Source organism: Janibacter indicus, assembly GCF_900176385.1.
In the GTDB taxonomy this organism is placed as follows: domain Bacteria; phylum Actinomycetota; class Actinomycetes; order Actinomycetales; family Dermatophilaceae; genus Janibacter; species Janibacter indicus.
This window is the reverse complement of record NZ_FWXN01000018.1, coordinates 1-19,658: the sequence shown is the minus strand read 5'-3', so window position 1 is coordinate 19,658 and position 19,658 is coordinate 1. Positions and strand designations below refer to the sequence as shown.

The window sequence follows — 19,658 nt, the reverse complement described above, 5'->3', positions numbered from 1 at the left end:
GATTGTCTGGTTCGCGGTCAGGACCGACGCCGACACCTTCTGGATCTTCGATGCATTCCCCGACGAGGCCGCTCGCGACGCCCACGCCAACGGCGCCATCGTCGCAGCCCTGATGGCCAATCAGCACCTCCTCGGCGCAGCACCCGAGATCATGGCGGCCGACGTCCTCGCGTCCAAGCTCCCGTAGTCCGCCAACGCACGAGACGATCGCGCCCCTCCGAGCCGTCGCCAGGTCGCGACGCAACGCCATGCTGCGTTGCCGAGCGGTGCGAGGCCTATCGGCACACGGACAGGATGCCGGCCGCGAGCGCTCAGCCGGCGAGGGGTCCGTCGCAGAGGAGAGCGACGTCGGTGTCGGGCAGAGCCGTGAGGGCAGCGCATCGCGCGACCACCAGACCCGAACAGCCACTGCCCTGCATTTCCGCAGGTCAGGGGCTGTTCGCCGGAGCCGCCTGTCGGAATCGAACCGACGACCTCATCACGTCGGCTTTGCGTCTATCGCTTGATGCGCCCACTGGGCGAACGAGCCGCTGACCTGCGCAAACGCCGAGCATGGGGGACGCCGCCATCCGGTGGTGACCGACGACGACCGACCAGTCGCAGGGTGGCGGCATCCGACCCCTCAAGAGCCGGTGCCCACGCCGACCGGATGGTCCCGCGGCCCGAGTATGTAGCGGAGTGCGGGCCGTGATGCCCACTCGCACCTGGCTGCTGGCCGCATCGAGCGTCCTCGTGAAGCAGCGCGGTCAGGGCGGCGATATCACTGGCCTCGGTCGCGGCGATGTGCCGGGTCAGAAGGTCGCGCTCCTCCTGGGTGCTGCTGCCCGATACCCAGTCCGAACGGTTTGGTGGGAGATGCCGTCGGAGTGTCTCCCGGGCCCGTTGGAGCGCACTGTTGACTCCCGCCACGGAAGATGTGGACTGCTCGCTGCCGAGGGGGAAGGTGCTGCTATCTAAGATGCGAGGACCTGAGGGCCACTAGGGCGCATTCACTCGTCGGTGTCGCGGCCCAGGAGTTTTGCGGTGCTGCGTGCCGGGGTCAGGTCGAGGCGCCGCAGGAGCTGGGCGTTGAGGGCGACTACGACGGTGGAGGCCGACATGAGGATCGCGCCGACGCTCATCGGAAGGACGAAGCCGACCGGGGCGAGAACGCCCGCGGCCAGTGGCACGGAGATGAGGTTGTACCCACCGGCCCACCACAGGTTCTGCTTCATCTTGCGGTAGGAAGCTCGCGAGAGGTCGATGACCGAGAGCACCGAGCGCGGGTCGGAGCTGGCGAGGATCACGCCCGCGGAGCCGATGGCCACGTCGGTGCCGGCGCCGATGGCGATGCCGACGTCGGCTTGGGCCAGGGCGGGGGCGTCGTTGACGCCGTCGCCGACCATGGCGACCTTTCGCCCTTCGTCCTGCAGCTCGGTGACCTTGGCGGCCTTGTCCTGCGGGCGGACGCCGGCGAAGACCCGGTCGATACCCAACTCGGTGGCGACGGTATCGGCCACCGCCTGGGCGTCTCCGGTGATCATCACGACTTGGGCGCCTGCGGCGTGCAGGGCGTCGACGGCGTCGCGGGACTCGGCGCGGACCTCGTCGGCCAGGCGAAGGGCGCCGATGACCCCGCCGTCGGCGAGGACGTGGAGGATGATCGCGCCCTCCTCGCGCCAGGTATGGGCGACGGGCAGCTCCGCCAGATCGTGGTGCTCGAGCAGGTAGGGGCCACCGACCTCGATCACCGTGCCGTCGACGCTCGCCCGCACCCCCACTGCCGGGGATGAGGAGAAGTCACCGGCGCGCGGGACCTCAAGCTCGCGGGCGCGTGCGGCCCCGACGATGGCCCGGGCCAGCGGGTGCTCACTGTCGGCCTCGGCGGCTGCCGCCAGCGCGAGGATCTGGTCCTGGTCGTGACCGCCGTGCGCCTCGATGCCGGTGACGGTGGGCTCGCCCTTGGTGAGGGTGCCGGTCTTGTCGAAGAGGACAGTATCGACGGTGCGCATCGACTCCAGCGACAGGCGGTCCTTGACGAGCACGCCACCGCGGGCGGCGCGCTCGGTGGCGATGGAGACCACCAGCGGGATGGCCAGCCCGAGGGCGTGGGGGCAGGCGATGACGAGGACGGTGATCGTGCGCACCACCGCGCTGTCGGGCAGTCCCTGCACCGACCAGACGAGGGCCGTGATCGCAGCGGCGCCGAGGGCGAACCAGAAGAGCCAGGCTGCGGCGGTGTCGGCGATGCGCTGGGCGCGGGAGGAGGAGGCCTGGGCGTCGGTCACGAGCTTCTGGATGCCGGCCAGGGCGGTGTCGTCACCGGTGGCGGTGACCTCGACGCGCAGGCCGGAGTCGGTGGCCACGGTGCCGGCGACGACGTTCTCCCCCTTCTCGCGGCGCACGGTCTTGGACTCGCCGGTGACCATGGACTCGTCCATGCTGGCCGAGCCGTCGACGATCCGTCCGTCGGCGGGCACGGATGCCCCGGGGCGGACGATGGTGACGTCGCCGACCACCAAGTCGGCCGGTGCGACGGTGACGACCTCGTCGCCGTCCACCTTCTCGGCCTCATCGGGCAGGAGCGCGGCCAGGGAGTCCAGTGCGGAGGTGGTCTGGGCCAGCGAACGCATCTCGATCCAGTGGCCCAGCAGCATGATGACCACCAGGAGGGCCAGCTCCCACCAGAAGTTCAGCTCGTGGTCGAGCACGCCCAGGCTCGCGCCCCAGGAGGCGATGAAGGCCACGGTGATGGCCAGGCCGATCAGGAGCATCATCCCCGGCTGGCGAGTGCGGATCTCGTCCACGGCGCCGGTGAGGAAAGGCCGGCCGCCCCACAGGTACATGGCCGTGCCAAGTGCGGGCGAGACCCACGGCACCCAGCCTCCGTCGGGCAGGTCGTAGCCGATGAGGTCGGCGAACATGTCGTTGAAGCCGACGACCGGGACCGCCAGCACAAGCATGATCCAGAACAGGCGGCGGAACTGCCCGACGTGGTCGCCGTGCCCCTCGTGGCCGCGGTGCGCGCCGTGGCTGTGCTCAGCGTCGCGGCCAGCCTTCCGCGGCTGGTGATCACGCGGATGACGCCCGTGCACCTGGTCGGTCACGTGGGCTTCGGGGTGGCTCTCGTGCGTGTCCCCTTCAGGCGCGAACTGGTGGTCGTAGTTGGCGCTCATGCCTGAAACATATACCCCCTAGGGGTATGAGTCAATGCGTGGCCTCGCTCCCCGAAAGGCAGGCGTCGGGGCGGAGCCACACGGAAGTGGGTGCCCCTACCGCCCGGAGCGGGGGATGGTCAGCCCCGAGGCGACGCCGTCCTCGGCGGGCTCGATCCGGCCGAGGGCAGTGGCCGAGGCGACCACGAACAGTGCGCCCGTGCCCATTCCGCCCGCGCCGAGCCGCTTGGCCCCATGGTTGCGATGTGCCGGCCGCCGAGGTTGGCGCCCAGCATCGTGGCGACCACGTCGAGCGGATCGAAGGGGTCAGCGACGTCAGCGTCGAGATCCCCAACGGGCGACTGACCGTCCACTCCACGCCCACGGTCACGGACGAGGCCGTGCACGCAGCGATCGGGCAGGCTGGCTACACGATCGCAGCCAGCGCCTGACCGTGCCCACAGCCTTCTCGCCGCCGACATCCCACGACAGGCGACCCATAGAATGTGGGCCATGGCCCCCGACCACAGCGCGCGCACGCAGGTTGGTCGCACGCCTCAGCCCCTTGGGGTACTGGTTCTGGGGCTGGCCACCGCGGTGGTCGCCGGAATCCTTGCCATGCACGGATTCTCCGTCGGCCATCACATGCCGGGCGAGGCGTCCACGCAGCAGGTGGACTCGAGCACGAGCCACCAAACGCATCAAGACCCAGCGAGCTCGGGCGCACATTCATGTCCGTCCCCCGGCTGCGACGAGCACGGCTCGATGGCCGCGATGTGCTTGTTCATGCTGCTGTGGCTGGTGACCCTCGTGCCACGGCGTGGTGGCTTCTCGTGGCGATGGCAGCCCCCGTGGGTGACCTGGCTCGCTGCCCAGTCGCCACCCCCACCGGGGCACCTGTCACGCGTTCCGTTGATTCGGCTGTGCATCAGCCGAACGTGAGCAGGCCTCTCGCGTCCGACCACGCCACACGGCGTCGCCGGACGCAGTCCTGCCCGATCAACGACACCAGACAAGGAATCGCGATTTCGCATGCGCAAGAACACCATCACCAAGACATTGGCGACCGCCGCGGCAGCCACCCTCATCGTCAGTGGCTGCTCCCAAGGCAGTAGCAGCCACGACTCCCACGGCGGCAGCGAGAGCGGCAGTAGCCAGGCGTCGGCACAGTTCAACGACGCCGACGTCACCTACGCCGAAGGCATGATCATGCATCACCAGCAGGCCGTGGAGATGTCCGACATCATCCTCGACAAGTCCGGGGTCAACCCCGACGTGGTGGAGATGGCCAAGCAGATCAAGAAGGCCCAAGGGCCAGAGATCAAGGAGATGCAGACCTGGCTCAAGGACTGGGGTCAGGACGACTCTGGCCACAAGGGCCACGGTGGTGACTCCGGCTCCGGAGACGAGATGAGCCATGACGGCATGGTCAGCCCCGAGGACATCAAGAAGCTCAAGGCAGCCGACGGCGAACAAGCCTCCACGCTGTTCCTCGACCAGATGATCGAGCACCACCAAGGCGCCGTGAAGATGGCCAAGGACCACCGCCGGGACGGGGAGAACCCCGACGCGGTGGAGCTGTCCAAGAACGTCATCAGCGACCAGAACGCTGAGATCAAGGAGATGCGCACCATGCGCGACTCGCTCTGACTGCTCCCAACGGGCCCGGCCGGCTGTACGCCGGCCGGGCCCCCCACACATCGAAGGTCCTGATCCAATGTTCACCAGTTCACGCACCCCCCAACAGATCAGCCGGCGCTCCCTCCTCCTAGCCAGCATCGGGTCGGCGTCCTTGCTGACCGCCTGCGCGGACGAGGGCCCGGCGCCCACCGCGAAAGAGACGTCGTTGCCCGCAAAGGTCGCCGACTACGGAGTCGACCCGGAACAACTGGTGATGACTGTGTACAAGGATGCCTCCTGCGGGTGCTGCGGCGGATGGGTCGCCCACGCCGAAGACAACGGGTTCACCATCACCACCGAGCACCCCGAAGCCCTCCACGAGGTCTGGGAACGCCATGACATCGCCTTGGACATGCAGTCCTGCCACCTGTCGCTCACCTCCGACGGAGACGTCTTCGTCGGACACGTCCCGGCACGATTCGTCCTGAAGTACCTAGCCGACCCACCGAAGGGCGCACGCGGCCTGAGCGTGCCAGCCATGCCTGTCGGGACGCCCGGCATGGAGCAGGACGACGAGTTCGACCCCTACAAGGTCATGCTGCTCACCGACGGCGAACCAAGGGTCTTCGCCGACGTGAGGAAGGCATCGCAACAACGGACGTGACATGACCGACCACAGGCTGCCCAGGTGGAAGGAGCCAGCGCCCCGCGACACTCCCAGATCGCGGGTCGCTGGTGTATGCCCACCATGCAACCGTGGTGGAGCCGAACAGCCCACGTGACGGGGCAGGCCCCGCAGAGGCCTACTTTGCACAGCCGCGCCATGCAGGACGATTCGTGCAAAGTGGGACGCATGTCGTGAGCAGTCTGGACTTGATCTCGACATCCAATCTCCTCCGAGAGTCGGTCAAGGCGCGCGCCTTGACCGTGCCCTCAGAGAACAACAGTCAACCTCATTGAGGGTGAGGAATGTCGAGCGGCACTCAGCGACACATCTGAGGACCGATCAGGCCGGAGCCGCCGACATGTCGGCGCACAGCACGGCCCGGTTGCCCTCCGGGTCGGCGATGACCGTGAGGCCGGGCGCTTGGCTGTCGTCGACGACCTCGCCGCCGGCCGCGACGGCCGCGGCGACCCTCCCTTCGACCTGCTCGGTGGCCACGTAGACCTCAAGGTGGAAGCGCTGACCGCCCCCACCCTCCGGGTCCACTTCCCCGAACCACAGGTTGGGGATGCGCACGTCGGCGTCCCGGATCTCGTCGCCCGGCGTCCCGCGGCCCTGCGACTGCGGGTCGCCGGTGAGCAGCGCGGCCCACACGGGCGCGACCTTCGCGGAGTCCGTGACGTCGAGCCCGAGCTCGACCTCGCTCACGCCAGCCGGGTCCGCGGTCAGCCCGAGTTCGGCGGCGATCTGCGTGATCCGGCGCGCGAGGTCGACGTCGCGCTGCGTCACCCACTCGATCCCGTGCAGCTCCGACCCGTCCTCGTCGTCGCGGTAGACCGCGTCCTGGCTGACGACCTCGAGGTCGACGACACCCTCCCCGATCCGCACGCGCGGATGATGACCGAGGTCGTCGCCCCCCGCGCCGACGGCCGTGACGAACCGCGCCGCCTCCCCGAAGCCTTCGACCCGATACCTCGCGTGCAGCCCCTGGGCGAGCTTGCGCCAGTCGGTGAGCCCCTCGGCAGCGATCTGATCTCCCCTGATCATGTCCATGGCGTCCACGCTAGCGGCGTAGGGGGGGTGCCGTTGCGGTCCGCGGGCCGCCCGACGTGGTCAGCCGGAGACGACCTCGGCGAGCACGACGAGCAGCCTCTGCGTCAGCTCGGCGCCTGTGAGGGTGTCGGTCACCTACCTCAGTGCCCTTTTCCCCTGCCTCCCGGGTGCCTTGGCCTCGACTCGGGCGTCTGGGGCCGGGTCGAGGCGCCGGGCCGGGTCACCTGGGCAGCGTGACGCGGACGAAGTGCGGCCGGTACCGCAGCGGGTCCTCGACCACGCGCTCGCTGTTGGTGTCGTTGGTGCTGTACGACGCGACGACGCTCCCGGCCTGCGGGAAGAGCGAGGGGTGCGCCAGCGGCATGTAGCGCACCTGGCCGGTCTCTCCCTTCGACACCTGGGCGACCGCGGTGCCCGATGACCACGGCCCGGTGGGGGAGTTCGCGGTCCACACGGTGATGTCGCTGCCGAGCAGGTCGTTGCGCTTGCTCAGGGCATACCAGCGCCCGCCGCGAGTGAAGACACTGAGCGTCTGCGAGACCCCGTCACGCGCCGCGATCATCTCGATCGCGTCAGCTTGCGAGCGAGACCACCCGCTGCCATCCCAGTAGCGCCAGCGCGACTGGTTCAGCAGGTCGTCGGGCCGCACCCGCGCGACGCGAAGGGAGTACCCCCACGCCCTGTCGGATCCCGGGTTGGCGGTGCCGTAGACGTAGACCCACCTGTCCGTGCCGCTGCCGACGAGCGCGGTGGCGGCACCCCACGTCGGGTGCTCGCGGCCGGAGCGGTCGGCGCCGATGTCGCGCTGCTCGATCAGCTGCGGGGTCGCACCGGCGGGGACGACGAAGACGGCGATCGACAGCCCGAGGTTGTGGAAGTCGAAGGCGTCGGACCCGGTCGTCTGCACCCGTTGCGTCGTGACGTAGACGAGGTCGTAGCCCGTGCGGCGGTCGACGATCGTCGACATCGGCCAGTGGCCGACGGGGTTGTCCCCGCTGCTCGCTCGGTCCGGGATGAGGGCGCCGCCGGACTTCGGCAGGACGGCACGCAGGCACCGGTCGTCGGCGACGAGCATCGAGTTGCGGACATAGGTCGGGCCCGTCTGCCCGCCGCGCAGCGTGTCGCCGAAGAGCCACAGCCGCCGGCCGTCCTGCAGGAGTGCGTCGGCGCCGACGTCACCCCCGCGGAAGTCGTCGGTCCCGCGCAGGCCGGCGATCCGATTGAGGTCGTCGACCGAGGTCACGGACCCGGAGGCGACGCAGTCCGCGGTCGCGGCCAGCGAGGCCACGGGGCGCGGGGTGGCCGCCTCGGCGCGGGGCACGACGACGGCGAGCGCGAGCATCGCTGCGGTGAGCGGCGCAACGACGCCGAGGACCCGCACCCGCCACGCGTTGACCCCGCTCAGGTCCCGCAGCGACTCGTCGCCGACCGGCTCGGGCACGGCGTAGCGGCGCCGCACCGATCCGGCGAGGACGACGACGAGCAGCGAGGTCGCGATCCACACGAGCAGCACCGCGACCGGTCCGACGGCGAGCTCGCCGCGCAGGGTCACCGCGGTCGCGGTGTCGACGCCGGCGCCCGGCACCCCCAGCCCGGCGAGGCTCGCCCACGGCTCGCCGACGAGATAGGGGTCGACCCGGGCGAGCACCGGTGCGCCCGTGGCGAAGAAGGCGACGACCACCAGCCCGAGACCCGCCCACCCGAAGAGTGCTTCGAGCGCGATGGTCGAGACCGCGGCCGCTCCGGCGACGGCGGCCGCCACGAGCACCTCGACCCAGCTGCCGCGCAGCACGAGCACACCGATGAGCGCCCCGCCGACGACGGAGGCGGAGCCGATGACGAGGGTCCGGCGCAGCGCGCGCAGGTGGGTGCGCGACACCGGCCCGTCGCGCAGGCTCGTGCCCACCGCGAGGAGGAACCCCAGGAGCAGGGCGAGGGCGACGGCAAGGCGGGCGGCCTCCCTTCGCTCGTCGGCGTCAGCGGGGCCGACGGTCTCGACGTCGACGGTGCGGCCAAGACTCTCGTCGGTCTGCTCGACGCGGTCGCGAATCGCCGCGTCGAGGGTGTCGTCGTTGGCCGAGGCGAGCAGCAGGCGGTCGACGGACCCCTCGAGATCGACGATGAGCGCGGCCCGCGCAGACCCGTCGTCGAGTGCCGCGCGTGCCGTGTCCTCGTTGGTCACCGCACGCAGGTCGAAGGGGTCGCCCGGCAGGTCGTCGTACTGCCGGGCCACGCTCTCGGCGACGACCGGGTCGGCGGCGACCACCGCGGGCACGGCGTGCGGACGCAGGTCGTCGGACCCCGCGAGGACAAAGGCGGCCCAGGCGATCTCGGCGACCACGACGACGGCGAGCACCATCGCGACCGCGGGGGGCATGACCTGCCGCAACCGCGGTCGGTCCGGATCGGTGGGGCCCACGGCCGAAGGCTAGGGGAATTCCGGTTGGCATGTCGGGTTCGGTGACACGCGTTTGACTCGGTCGTGACGCGCTGTGAGTGTGAAGGAGTCAGAAGTTCACCACGCACAACCATTGGAGACTCGCCATGAAGGCTGTCGTCTATCAGGGGCCCAGAGATGTCGCTGTCAAGGATGTTCCAGACGCGAAGATCGAGCGCCCCACCGATGTGCTGGTCAGGATGACAACGACCAATATCTGCGGCTCGGACCTGCACATGTACGAGGGACGGACCTCCTTCGAGGAGGGCCGCACCTTCGGCCACGAAAACATGGGGGAGGTGATAGAGATCGGTCAGGGCGTGGAGAAGGTCCAGGTCGGCGACCGGGTCGTGCTGCCCTTCAACATCTCGTGCGGGTTCTGCAAGAACTGCGAGCGCGGACTCACGAACTACTGCCTCACCACCCAGCCTGACCCGTCTGCCGCCGGTGCGGCCTACGGATTTGCAGAGATGGGCCCGTACGGCGGCGGCCAGGCCGAGCTGCTCCGGGTGCCCTTCGGCGACCACAACGCACTGCGCCTGGGCGAGGACGCGGAGGAGAAGGAGAATGACTACGTCATGCTCTCCGACATCTTCCCCACCGGTTACCACGCCACCGAGATGGCTGGCGTGATCCCGGGCGACAGCGTCGTGATCGCTGGAGCCGGTCCGGTGGGTCTGATGGCTGCGCTGTCCGCGACGATCAAGGGCGCCGCGAAGGTCATGGTGGTCGATCGCCACCCCGACCGGCTCGCGCTGGCCGAGCAGATCGGAGCGATCGCCATCGACGACTCCAAGACCGACCCCGTGCAGGCCGTGCTGGACGAGACCATGGGGCTCGGAGCCGACCGTGGCTGCGAGTGCGTGGGCTACCAGGCACACGACCCGCAGGGGAACGAAGACCCGGCTGCCACCTTGAACATGCTCATCAACTCGGTGCGTTTTACCGGCGGGATCGGCACCGTCGGCGTGTTCGTCCCCGAGGACCCGGGGGCCAAGGGCGAATTGGCCAAGCAGGGCAAGGCGGCCATCGACTTCGGCACCCACTGGTTCAAGGGACAGACCATGGGCAACGGTCAGTGCCCGGTCAAGAAGTACAACCGCCGGCTGCGTGACCTGATCGCGGCTGACAAGGCGAAGCCGTCCTGGATCGTCTCCCACGAGATCTCGCTGGACCAGGCCGCCGACGCCTACAAGAACTTCGACTCCAGGTCCGAGGGCTGGACCAAGGTCGTCATCAAGCCGGGTATGTCCGACGGAAAGAAGGCAAACTGACATGGCAGCAGAACTGCAGGGCAAGAGAGTCGCGATCCTCGCCGCGGACGGGGTCGAGCGCGTCGAACTCGAGCAACCCCGCGAGGCTCTGGACAGGGCCGGCGCCCGGACCGACGTCCTCTCGCTCGATGAGGGCGAGATCCAGGCCCGCGAGAACGACCTGGACCCGGTGGGGACGTTCGCCGTCGACGGGCTGGTGGCTGAGGCCTCGGTGGCCGACTACGACGCCTTGCTGCTTCCGGGCGGCACGGTGAACCCCGACAAGCTCCGGGTCGACGAGGACGCTGTCGCCTTCGTCCGGGACTTCGTCGAGAGCGGCAAGCCGGTGGCGGCGATCTGTCACGGACCGTGGACGTTGATCGAGGCCGGCGTGGCCACCGGTCGCACCCTGACGTCCTTCCCGAGCATCCGCACGGATCTGCGCAATGCCGGCGCGAACGTCGTTGACGAGGAGGTCGTGGTCGACAAGAACCTCATCACCAGCCGCTCGCCGGAGGACCTGCCGGCGTTCTCCGCGGCGATCGTGTCCCAACTCGAGGGCACCTCGACAACGGAAGGGGGGAAGTCATGAGTGTGACCAAGGGACTGCTGGTCAGGTTCGACGCGCTGCCCGGCAAGGAGGACGACGTGAAGGAGTTCCTTGACAGCGGCCGTGCGCTTGTCGAGGAAGAGCCGGCGACCACTGCGTGGTTCGCGATCCGCCTCGGGCCCTCCTCCTTCGGGATCTTCGACGTGTTCCCCGACGACGCCGGACGTGACGCTCACCTGTCCGGCGCTGTTGCGGCAGCTCTCGGCGAGCAGACCGGTGCGATGTTCTCCGAACCGACGATCGAGAAGCTCGACGTGTTGGGCTCCAAGCTGCCCGCCTGACACCACAGACCGGGAGTACTGACCCGGACATGAGGGGTCGCTGCCCGCGGTGACTTCGGGCTGACACAGTCCGTTGACGTCGTGGCAGCGACCCCTTTTCTTACGGCATATCGCACATCCCTCACAGATCGAGGAACCGCGATGACAGGAACTGACGACGACGTTGCCACGACGCGTTCACCCGAGGTAGCAGTGATCGGGGGCGGGATCGTCGGTCTGTCGACGGCGTACGCGCTGCGGGAGCAGGGCGTTCCGGTGCGCTTGTACGAGGCCGGTGTGCCCGGCACGGGTCAGTCCGCAGGCGAGTCGCGGATCTTCCGGCATGCCCACGACGACCCGCGACTCGTCGCTCTCGCGCGCGAAAGCCGCGGCGTATGGGATGAGTGGGCCGAACACTTCGACGTCGAGCTGGTCTCGTCAGACGGTGTCGTGGCGATCGGCGACAGCGCTCTGGCGCGGCTGCGGGTGATCGACCAGGTCGGCGGCGTGGAAGCGCACGAGATCGATGCAGCCGAGCTCGCCCAGCGCATGCCGCTGCTCGCTGGGTACTCGGGGCCAGCAGTGCTCGACGAGTCGGGCGGCGCGATCCGCACCCGCACCGCGATCACGGCACTCGCGGGTGCCCTCGAAGATGCCGTCACCACCGCAGAGGTCATCTCCATCGATCCCCGCGCCGATGGGACGGTCGAGGTGCGCAGCGTCGCCGACCGGGCTGTTTACTCCAAGGTGGTCGTGTGCGCCGGCCGCGAAACCGCCCGCCTGGCCCGCAGCGTCGGCCTGTCGCTGCCGGTTCGCCTTGCCGCACACGTCCGGCTGACCTTCGACGTCAAAGCCGCCGCCCCGGCACGAGTCGCGTGCCTGCAGGACAGCAGCGGCGTCTTCGGCGAAGTCGGTGTGTACGCGACGCCGCTACCGGGCAACAGCAGTTATTCGGTCGGACTCAGCGAAACCGTCGGCGTCCGCGACGACGGAACGTTCATCGACCCTGCGGCGATTCGATCGCTGGACGAACGCGCACGCGAATACGTGACACGGGCGCTGCCCGGTCTCCACCCAGAGCCGCGCGACTTCCTTCACTGCTGGGTGACCGACCTCCCATGGAGCGAGGACGGCGTGGCCGTGTGGGAGGCAGGCTCTGTCCTTTTTGTGGCCGGTCACAATCTGTTCAAGCAGGCACCTGCGCTGGGTCGTGCTCTTGCCCGGGCTGCGACCGGCGGCGGTCTCAGGGGCGAGCTCACGCCTGAAGCGTGCCTCGGCGAAGCCCAGGACTAGTGGCCGGTGACCCACGGATGCGGCGCTGCGCCAGCTGGGGCGAGGTGGTGGAGCTGGCCGCCGCAGGCAGGGGCAACGCCACCATCGCGCACGAGCTGATGATCAGCCTCAAGACCGTGCGCAACCACGTTTCCAACATCTTCGCCAAGCTCCACGGCTCCGACGCTCCGCCGCCATCGTTAAGGCCCGAGGGGCCGGCATGGGCGGCCCGAGGCAGGGCTGAGCGCGGACCGAGGCCCACCGTCTGGTTCGCGATCCGCCTCGGGCCCTCCTCCTTCGAGCCCGCCGACCTGTAGAGGGCGGGTGACATGATGCGTGGATGCCTGACCCACGGACACTTCTCGACGCCGAGCGAAGGGAGACCCTCGCTCGTCTCGCGACCCTCACCGGCGACTTCGACGCGCTCGTCGAGGCCAGCGAGGGGAGCAACGCCGACGACGAGCACGACCCGGAGGGGGCGACGATCGCCTTCGAGCGCTCGCAGGTCGATGCGCTCGCTCGGCAGGCCCGCGAGCACCTCCGCGAGATCGACGCTGCTCTGGCCCGGCTCGACGCAGGCGACTACGGCACCTGCGAGCGGTGCGGTCGCCCCATCTCGGCGGGTCGGCTCGAGGCGCGACCCACGGCGCGGACCTGCATCGATTGCGCCGCCCGCTGACCGCAGGTGGTGCGGATCAAGGACATCCCGCGTGCGCGAGCACGCGGGATGTCTGTGTCTCATGGGCCACGCGGCCCATCATGCCTCCGGGATCTCCCGGCCGAAGCTCTCCAGCGTGATGTCCTCCGGCTCGGGGCCACCGCGCTTGCCGGTGTCGAGGCCGTCGATGGCGGCCAGCTCGGTCTCGGAGAGCTCGATGTCGAAGACGTCGAAGTTCTCGGCGATCCGCGCGGGGGTCACGGACTTCGGGATGACCTGGCGGCCCTGCTGCAGGTGCCAGCCGAGCATGACCTGCGCGGGCGTCTTGCCGTGTGCGTCCGCGATCGAGCGGATCGTCTCGTTCTCGAGGGTGCTCGTGTGGCCGGAGTCGCGGTAGAAGGTGATGCCGCCGATCGGGGACCACGCCTGGCTGACGATCCCGAGCTCGTTGTTGCGGTCGAGCAGCGCCGACTGGCGGAAGTACGGGTGCACCTCGATCTGGTTGACGGCCGGCACGACCTCGGTCTCCGCGAGGAGCCGGTCGAGGTGCTCGTGCATGAAGTTCGAGACGCCGATGGCGCGCACCCTGCCGTCGGCGAGCAGCCGCTCCAGCGCTCGGTAGGCGCCGATCGTCGTGTCGAACTCGCCCGGCAGAGCCTGGTGCAGGATCAGCAGGTCGATCTGCTCGACGCCGAGCTTGCCGGCGCTCTTGTCGAAAGAGTGCAGCGTCTCGTCGTAGCCGTAGTCGCTGATCCAGATCTTCGTCTCGACGAAGACCTCGTCGTGGGCGAGACCGGACCGGCGGATCGCCTCGCCGACCTCGCGCTCGTTGCCGTAGGCGGCGGCCGTGTCGATGTGCCGGTAGCCCGTCTGCAGCGCCGTCTCGACCGCAGCGATCGTCTCGTCCGGCCGGGTCTGGAAGACGCCGAAACCGAGAGCCGGGATGGTCACGTCGTTGTTCAGGGAGATCGTGGGGGTGCTCATGTCCTCGACGATAGGACCCCGGCCGGTGCTGGGGGAGTGCCTGCCTGTCGGGGTACTGGCGTTCCCCCCTTCGCCTCAGCGGAGCAGACTGATCCGCCGCAGCCACGCCCCGGGCCCCGACGACGTCGGCGACGCGGTGACCGCGCGCTGCGCGCGGGTCTGACGCGACCGTCAGGCGGTGACGTCCTCGAGCCAGGCCGACAGGGCCTGCCGGCTGGCGGCGGTGAGGTCGTGCCCACCCGGCTCGCGCAGCGCCGTCGTCGTGGCGCCGGACTCGCCGGTGAGGTAGTCCCACGTCCGGTCGAGGAGTTCGCGGGGGATGACCTGGTCGGCGTCGCCCTGGATGACGAGCGTCGAGGTGCCCGCCAGCCGCTCCGGCGTGGTCGGCAGGCCCGCGTCGAAGGGCATCGTCGCGAAGAGGATCGCCCCGCCCACGAAGCGCTGGGGGTCGGCCAGCATGAGCCCGCCGGCGAAGGCGGCGCCACCGCTGAATCCGACGAGCACCACGGGGCGGCCCTCCGGGGCCACGTCGTCGAGCCAGGCGCGAAACCACGCCATGGTCGCGGCGAGCGACTCGGCGACCGGCCGGCCGATGCCACGGTTGGCGAACCACGCGAAGCCCCCACCCTCGGCGATCGGTGCGCGCACCGCGGCGTACTGCAGGCCCTGCGGCAGATGAGGAGCGAGCGAGATGATCTCGCCCTCGTGCGACCCGCGGCCGTGCAGCAGCACGACGAGCGGCGCGTCGGGATCGCTCGGTCCGTGGGTGACGACGACGGGCTCGGGGAAGGTGTGGGTGGCCATGGAGGGCTCCTGATGATTGTTGCTGTAACAATCAACGTACTCCATGGCGAAGGGGGCGTCGGCGCGATGCCATGGCCGGGTCCACAGGCGGGGAGTGGGGTGGGCGCCTGTCCACAGCCGGCGATCGTGGCGAGGCGGTGACGGGGGACCGGCCTACGGTGGGGGCATGCCGATCCTCCCTTCGTCCTCCCAGCGGGGCTGACCCGTGGTCTGGGACGTCGAGTCCGCCGAGTGGGTGCGCGGGCTGAGCGACGACGCGATCCTCGCGGCGACCGACGAGGGGTCCTTCCAGCGCGGCCTCGACTACGCGGCGCGCGGCATGGTCCAGCAGGTCGCGACCCTCAACCGGGGCCGGGTCGTCGTGGCCAAAGTGGCCGGGTCGGGGCGCGGCAGCTACCAGACCATCGTCTCCCTGCACAGCGACCCGGGCGATGCCGTCGTCGAGTGGGGCGCCCGCTGCAGCTGCCCCGTGGCCCGCGACTGCAAGCACGCCGTCGCCGTCGTGGTCAGCGTGCGCGACGCCCTCGGCGGATCTGCGGGAGGCGTCGAGCCGCCCCCACCGACCCGGCCGTGGGAGGACGCGCTCGCGCTCCTGACCCGCGACCCCGACCCGGAGCCGCTGACCCAGGGTGCGCCCGTCGCGCTCGTCGTCGAGCGGGTCCAGGCGCCGGTGCACACCTGGGGGCGGGAGCGGGCTCCCCGGCTCCGATTGCGTCCGACCCGCCGCACCCAGGCGGGCCACTGGGCGAAGAAGTACTCGTGGGGGGAGCTCCTCCAGTCCGACTCGTACACCGCGGCGGGAGCTCGCGAAGGCCACCGCCGCGCCGTGAGTGCGCTCTACGCCCTCCACGAGGCGCACACCGGCATGCGCCGCCACACCTACGGCTCGGGTGGTGACGTCCACGTCGACGCGCTGGGGCCCAGCATCTGGCTCGCGCTGCGGCGGGTCCGCGACGCGGGCGTCGCGCTCATCGCGAGCGAGGCCGGCGACGAGGTCGAGCTGCTCGACGAGGCGGTCGAGGTGGTCCTCGACGTGACGGCCGTCGACGAGGGACTCCTGCTGCGCCCTTCGATCGACGGTGCCGGCCCGGACGCGGGTGAGGTCCAGCTCGTCGGCGAGCCGGCGCACGGAGTCGTCTGGATCGAGTCGGGTGACGACGGCGAGCGGCTGCGCCTGGCGCCCTTCGGCGCCGAGCTGACACCCGATCTGGGCGAGCTGGCGGCCGGCCGAGACATCGTCGTGCCCGGGGCCGACGTCGAGCGCTTCGTCACCATCTACCTCCCGCGGCTGCGGGAGCGTGTCACCGTCATCTCCTCCGACGACAGCGTCGACCTGCCGCTGCCCGAGCCGCCGCAGCTGCACGTCCGCGTGCGCCGTGACGGCCACGGCGTGCTGCTCGACCTGGGCTTCGCCTACACGGCGGGAGGGCACACCCATGTCGTCGGTGCTGTCGAGCAGGGGTCACTCCCGCGCGATCGCCGGGCCGAGCACGCCCTGCTGGAGGGCCTCGAGCCGCTCGCCGACCTGACGGGTGCGAGGATCCGGTCCCCGCAGGGCTGGCGGCTGCGCTCGCCGATGCGGCTCCACGGGCCTGCGGCGATCCTCGCCCTCACCGAGGTCGTGCCGCGGCTCGACGACGACCCACGCTGCATCGTGGTCGTCGACGACGACGTGTCGAGCTTCGAGGAGCTCGACGCCGAGCCCGAGGTGTCCCTGCACCCGGCGAGCGAGGACGGCGGCTCCGACTGGCTCGACCTGCACGTGCGCGTCACCGTCGGCGACGTCGAGGTCCCCTTCGAGCCGCTCTTCGCCGCGCTCGTCGCCGGCGACGAGATCATGCAGCTCGAGACCGGCGAGTGGTTCCGGCTCGACCACCCCGTCCTCGACGACCTGCGGGCGCTCATCGAGGAGGCGCGGGCACTCGTCGAGCCGGAGGCGGGCGAGGTCCGGCTGAGCCGCTACCAGGTCGACCTCTTCGACGAGCTCGCGGCGATCGCCGACGTCGAAGTCGAGCGCGAGCACGCCTGGCGCTCAGGTGTCGAGACCCTCCGCGAGATCGACAGCCGCCCGGTGCCCGAGGCGCCGGCCTCCCTGCAGGCGACCCTGCGGCCCTACCAGCTCGAGGGCTATCACTGGCTGAGCACGCTCTGGGACGCCGGTCTCGGGGGCGTCCTCGCCGACGACATGGGCCTGGGCAAGACCGTGCAGACCCTGGCACTGCTCGCCCGCGCCCACGAGGCGGGCGAGCTCGACCGGCCGGTGCTCGTCGTCGCCCCCACGAGCGTCGTCGGCACGTGGGCCAGCGAGGCCGCGAAGTTCGTCCCCGGTCTCGTCGTGCGCACCCTGCCTCAGACCCACCGGCGCCGCGGCGAGTCCGTCGCCGAGGCGGTCGACGGTGCCCACCTGGTCGTCACCTCCTATGCCGTGCTGCGCATCGACGCCGCGGAGTTCGCCGAGGTCGACTGGCGCGGCGTGATCCTCGACGAGGCGCAGTTCGTCAAGAACGACCGCTCCAAGACGCACCAGGCGCTGCGGCGGCTGTCGCCCCCCTTCGTCCTCGCGGTGACCGGCACCCCGCTGGAGAACTCGCTCATGGACTTGTGGTCCCTCTTCGCGCTCGCCGCGCCCGGGCTCTACCCGCGGCGGGACCGCTTCGGCGACCTCTACCGCAAGCCCATCGAGTCCGGCGAGCAGCCCGAGCTCCTCGACCGGCTGCGCCGCCGGATCCGCCCGCTCATGCTGCGTCGGACCAAGGAGGAGGTGGCGATCGACCTGCCGCCCAAGCAGATTCAGGTTCTCCCGGTGGAGCTCTCCTCGACCCACCGGCGCATCTACGACCGACACCTGCAGCGCGAGCGCAAGCGGGTGCTCGGGCTGCTCGACGACCCCGACGCCAACCGCGTGGCGATCCTTGCCTCGCTGACTCGGCTGCGGCAGCTGAGCCTCGACCCCGGTCTCGTCGACGACGAGCACCGCGGCCAGGGCATCTCGGCCAAGCTCGACGTGCTCGTCGAGCACCTGGGCGAGCTGGCCGTGGAGGGCCACCGTGCACTCGTCTTCAGCCAGTTCACGGGCTTCCTCGCGATCGTGCGCGAGCGGCTCGAGGGCGAGGGCATCACGACGAGCTATCTCGACGGGGCGACGACCGACCGCGCGAGCGTCATCGACGCCTTCAAGCAGGGTGAGCAGACCGCCTTCCTCATCAGCCTCAAGGCCGGCGGTGTCGGCCTGACCCTCACCGAGGCCGACTACGTCTTCGTCCTCGACCCGTGGTGGAACCCCGCCGCCGAGGCGCAGGCCATCGACCGCGCCCACCGCATCGGGCAGGACAAGCCGGTCATGGTCTACCGGCTCGTGTCGACCGACACGATCGAGGACAAGGTCGTCGACCTGCAGGAGCGCAAGCGCGACCTCTTCGAGCGGGTCGTCGACGACGGCGGCGCGCTCTCGGGGGCGATCACCTCCGCCGACATCCGGGCCCTGCTCGATCCGAGCGACTGACGCCGACGCACGCCACCCCACCCGCGGGTCGAGGGGGTACGGCCGACACGGCGCGGTGGGCGCTGGCCCCGACGTGGGCTCAGGTCGAACGCAGCACCTTGTCCATCGCCTTGCCCTTGGCCAACTCGTCGACGAGCTTGTCGAGATAGCGGATCCGGCGCATCAGCGGGTCCTCGACCTCCTGCACCTTGACCCCGCAGACCGAGCCGGTGATCAGCTCGGAGGCGGGGTTGAGCTGCGCCTGACCGAAGAAGTCCTCGAAGGTCGTCCCCTCGGCGAGGTGCCGCTCGAGCGCCGCCTGGTCGTAGCCGGTGAGCCACCGGATGACCTCGTTGAGCTCGTCCTGGGTGCGCCCCTTCTTCGTCACCTTGGTGACGTAGTGCGGGTAGACGTCGGCGACGGCGGTCGTGAAGATCCGGGGCATGTGGCCAGCCTAGGTCGGGATCCGCAGGGCTGCGGTGGTGCCGACGGGGCTCGTCGGCCGGTCGAGGGTCAGGAGCACGACGACGTACTCGCGGCCACGGGGGGCCCAGCCGGGCCCGTCGACATGGGGCAGCCGGAGCACGCGCGTCACGGTGCACGCGGCGTCCCGGGAGTAGTCGTCCAGCTCCAGGTCGGAGGAGTCGTCGCGGTGGCTGCGGCGGCAGCCGATCTCGGGCTGGGCCTGCAGGATCGTGGTGTCGGGCAGGTCGCTCAGCTGCTCCGCCCGGCCGAGCTCGGCGGCCCCGTCGGTGCCGACCACCTGCTTCTCGCCGTCGACGGTGACGACGAGCTCCACGTCCGCGGGGGTCCCCTCGACCGCCACCCACCGCGTGCCGGTCTCGCCGGGCCATGCGGTCTCGGCGTCGAGCCGCACGCCACCGGATCGCCCGCTCACGGGGTAGTCGACCCCGTGAGCGCGCACGGCGACCTCGACCTGGGTCGAGAGGGGGCGCCGGATGCCGACCAGGGGCGGTTGGCCGGACGCCTTCGTCACGTCGACCCGGACGAAGCTGCCGCCCGCAGGTGGGGCCACGTCCGACGGGGAGCTCCCGAGGTCGGGCAGCTCCGCCCGGGGCTCCCCGACCGCGACGTCGAGGTGCTGCCACCGGAGCTCCATCCGGACCTCGTGCGGCAGGGGCTCGGCGCCGTAGGGCGGGGAAAAGACGTCGCCGGGCGCAGCCAGCGGGCGGGAGTCGTCGTGCCCGCCGAGAGCGAGGGCGAGCGCGGCGCCCGTCGTCAGTGCGGCGGCCACCGACCGGCGGGACGGGAGCTCAGCGGTGGCGACATGTGGACACCTTCGTGCAGTGCCGGGGTGATGGCAGCGGCTAGGTGTACTGACCCGGGACGTTAGGTACGGGATGGGCGAGTCGGCGTGACATGAGGAAGACCTCCGAGTGAGGTGTGGAGCTGTTCAGGAACACACAC

General features: G+C 70.3%; 17 protein-coding genes and 1 pseudogene. 11 read left to right on the top strand and 7 right to left on the bottom strand.

Annotated elements, in window-relative coordinates; translation table 11 throughout:
* Window positions 1–187 (top strand): annotated as a pseudogene (locus B9B60_RS16495) (antibiotic biosynthesis monooxygenase); the annotation flags it as partial.
* Window positions 188–989: 802 nt separating this feature from the next.
* Here the strand turns inward: B9B60_RS16495 and B9B60_RS16490 are convergent.
* Window positions 990–3,155, bottom strand: coding sequence for a heavy metal translocating P-type ATPase (locus tag B9B60_RS16490; protein WP_200811265.1), 2,166 nt, complete (start codon window positions 3,153–3,155; stop codon window positions 990–992).
* A gap of 245 nt (window positions 3,156–3,400) precedes the next feature.
* On the opposite strand from B9B60_RS16490, the gene B9B60_RS16485 reads away from it, so the two are divergent.
* The 3 genes from B9B60_RS16485 to B9B60_RS16470 all read left to right on the top strand — a co-directional run bounded on the left by B9B60_RS16485 (window position 3,401) and on the right by B9B60_RS16470 (window position 5,418).
* Complete coding sequence (locus B9B60_RS16485) at window positions 3,401–3,586, top strand: heavy-metal-associated domain-containing protein (RefSeq protein ID WP_084453157.1); 186 nt, start codon at window positions 3,401–3,403, stop codon at window positions 3,584–3,586.
* A 580-nt stretch (window positions 3,587–4,166) separates the two neighbouring features.
* The gene (locus B9B60_RS16475) at window positions 4,167–4,784 is read left to right on the top strand and encodes a DUF305 domain-containing protein (protein WP_084453153.1); all 618 of its coding nucleotides are present in this window, start codon (window positions 4,167–4,169) and stop codon (window positions 4,782–4,784) included.
* Window positions 4,785–4,851: 67 nt separating this feature from the next.
* Window positions 4,852–5,418, top strand: a complete 567-nt coding sequence (locus B9B60_RS16470) for a DUF411 domain-containing protein (protein WP_084453151.1) — start codon at window positions 4,852–4,854, stop codon at window positions 5,416–5,418.
* Between the two features lie 342 nt (window positions 5,419–5,760).
* On the opposite strand, the gene B9B60_RS16465 is transcribed toward B9B60_RS16470, so the two are convergent.
* On the bottom strand, window positions 5,761–6,471 hold the full coding sequence (locus B9B60_RS16465) for a 4a-hydroxytetrahydrobiopterin dehydratase (protein ID WP_084453149.1): 711 nt from the start codon (window positions 6,469–6,471) through the stop codon (window positions 5,761–5,763).
* A 220-nt stretch (window positions 6,472–6,691) separates the two neighbouring features.
* Window positions 6,692–8,890, bottom strand: a complete 2,199-nt coding sequence (locus tag B9B60_RS16460) for a DUF4185 domain-containing protein (RefSeq protein ID WP_143445636.1) — start codon at window positions 8,888–8,890, stop codon at window positions 6,692–6,694.
* A gap of 125 nt (window positions 8,891–9,015) precedes the next feature.
* Between B9B60_RS16460 and B9B60_RS16455 the strand changes: the two genes are divergently transcribed.
* The 6 genes from B9B60_RS16455 to B9B60_RS16430 all read left to right on the top strand — a co-directional run bounded on the left by B9B60_RS16455 (window position 9,016) and on the right by B9B60_RS16430 (window position 12,982).
* Window positions 9,016–10,182, top strand: coding sequence for a glutathione-independent formaldehyde dehydrogenase (locus B9B60_RS16455; RefSeq protein WP_084453145.1), 1,167 nt, complete (start codon window positions 9,016–9,018; stop codon window positions 10,180–10,182).
* A gap of 1 nt (window position 10,183) precedes the next feature.
* Window positions 10,184–10,753: a type 1 glutamine amidotransferase domain-containing protein gene (locus B9B60_RS16450; protein WP_084453143.1), complete on the top strand. Its 570-nt coding sequence runs from the start codon at window positions 10,184–10,186 to the stop codon at window positions 10,751–10,753.
* Window positions 10,750–11,052 carry a putative quinol monooxygenase gene (locus tag B9B60_RS16445; RefSeq protein WP_072625910.1) on the top strand — a complete coding sequence of 101 codons (303 nt, stop codon included), beginning with the start codon at window positions 10,750–10,752 and terminating at the stop codon, window positions 11,050–11,052. Before B9B60_RS16450 ends, B9B60_RS16445 begins: the two co-directional genes overlap by 4 nt.
* A 141-nt stretch (window positions 11,053–11,193) precedes the next feature.
* A complete protein-coding gene (locus B9B60_RS16440) occupies window positions 11,194–12,324 on the top strand; it encodes an NAD(P)/FAD-dependent oxidoreductase (protein WP_200811264.1) in 1,131 nt (376 codons plus the stop codon).
* Between the two features lie 17 nt (window positions 12,325–12,341).
* Window positions 12,342–12,620, top strand: a complete 279-nt coding sequence (locus tag B9B60_RS16435; RefSeq protein ID WP_200811263.1) for a response regulator transcription factor — start codon at window positions 12,342–12,344, stop codon at window positions 12,618–12,620.
* Between the two features lie 23 nt (window positions 12,621–12,643).
* The gene (locus tag B9B60_RS16430; protein WP_007929433.1) at window positions 12,644–12,982 is read left to right on the top strand and encodes a TraR/DksA family transcriptional regulator; all 339 of its coding nucleotides are present in this window, start codon (window positions 12,644–12,646) and stop codon (window positions 12,980–12,982) included.
* 78 nt (window positions 12,983–13,060) lie between these two features.
* On the opposite strand, the gene B9B60_RS16425 is transcribed toward B9B60_RS16430, so the two are convergent.
* Together B9B60_RS16425 and B9B60_RS16420 are read right to left on the bottom strand one after the other, a co-directional pair.
* Window positions 13,061–13,945: an aldo/keto reductase gene (locus B9B60_RS16425; protein ID WP_084453139.1), complete on the bottom strand. Its 885-nt coding sequence runs from the start codon at window positions 13,943–13,945 to the stop codon at window positions 13,061–13,063.
* A gap of 171 nt (window positions 13,946–14,116) precedes the next feature.
* Window positions 14,117–14,749 (bottom strand): alpha/beta hydrolase, encoded by a 633-nt coding sequence (locus B9B60_RS16420; protein WP_084453138.1) that lies wholly within the window; start codon window positions 14,747–14,749, stop codon window positions 14,117–14,119.
* 205 nt (window positions 14,750–14,954) lie between these two features.
* Between B9B60_RS16420 and B9B60_RS16415 the strand changes: the two genes are divergently transcribed.
* Window positions 14,955–18,251: a DEAD/DEAH box helicase gene (locus B9B60_RS16415; RefSeq protein ID WP_084453136.1), complete on the top strand. Its 3,297-nt coding sequence runs from the start codon at window positions 14,955–14,957 to the stop codon at window positions 18,249–18,251.
* Between the two features lie 79 nt (window positions 18,252–18,330).
* On the opposite strand, the gene B9B60_RS16410 is transcribed toward B9B60_RS16415, so the two are convergent.
* The gene (locus B9B60_RS16410) at window positions 18,331–18,675 is read right to left on the bottom strand and encodes a DUF2200 domain-containing protein (RefSeq protein WP_084453135.1); all 345 of its coding nucleotides are present in this window, start codon (window positions 18,673–18,675) and stop codon (window positions 18,331–18,333) included.
* Between the two features lie 9 nt (window positions 18,676–18,684).
* Window positions 18,685–19,485 (bottom strand): hypothetical protein, encoded by an 801-nt coding sequence (locus B9B60_RS16405; protein WP_084453133.1) that lies wholly within the window; start codon window positions 19,483–19,485, stop codon window positions 18,685–18,687.
* Window positions 19,486–19,658: the final 173 nt, after the last annotated feature.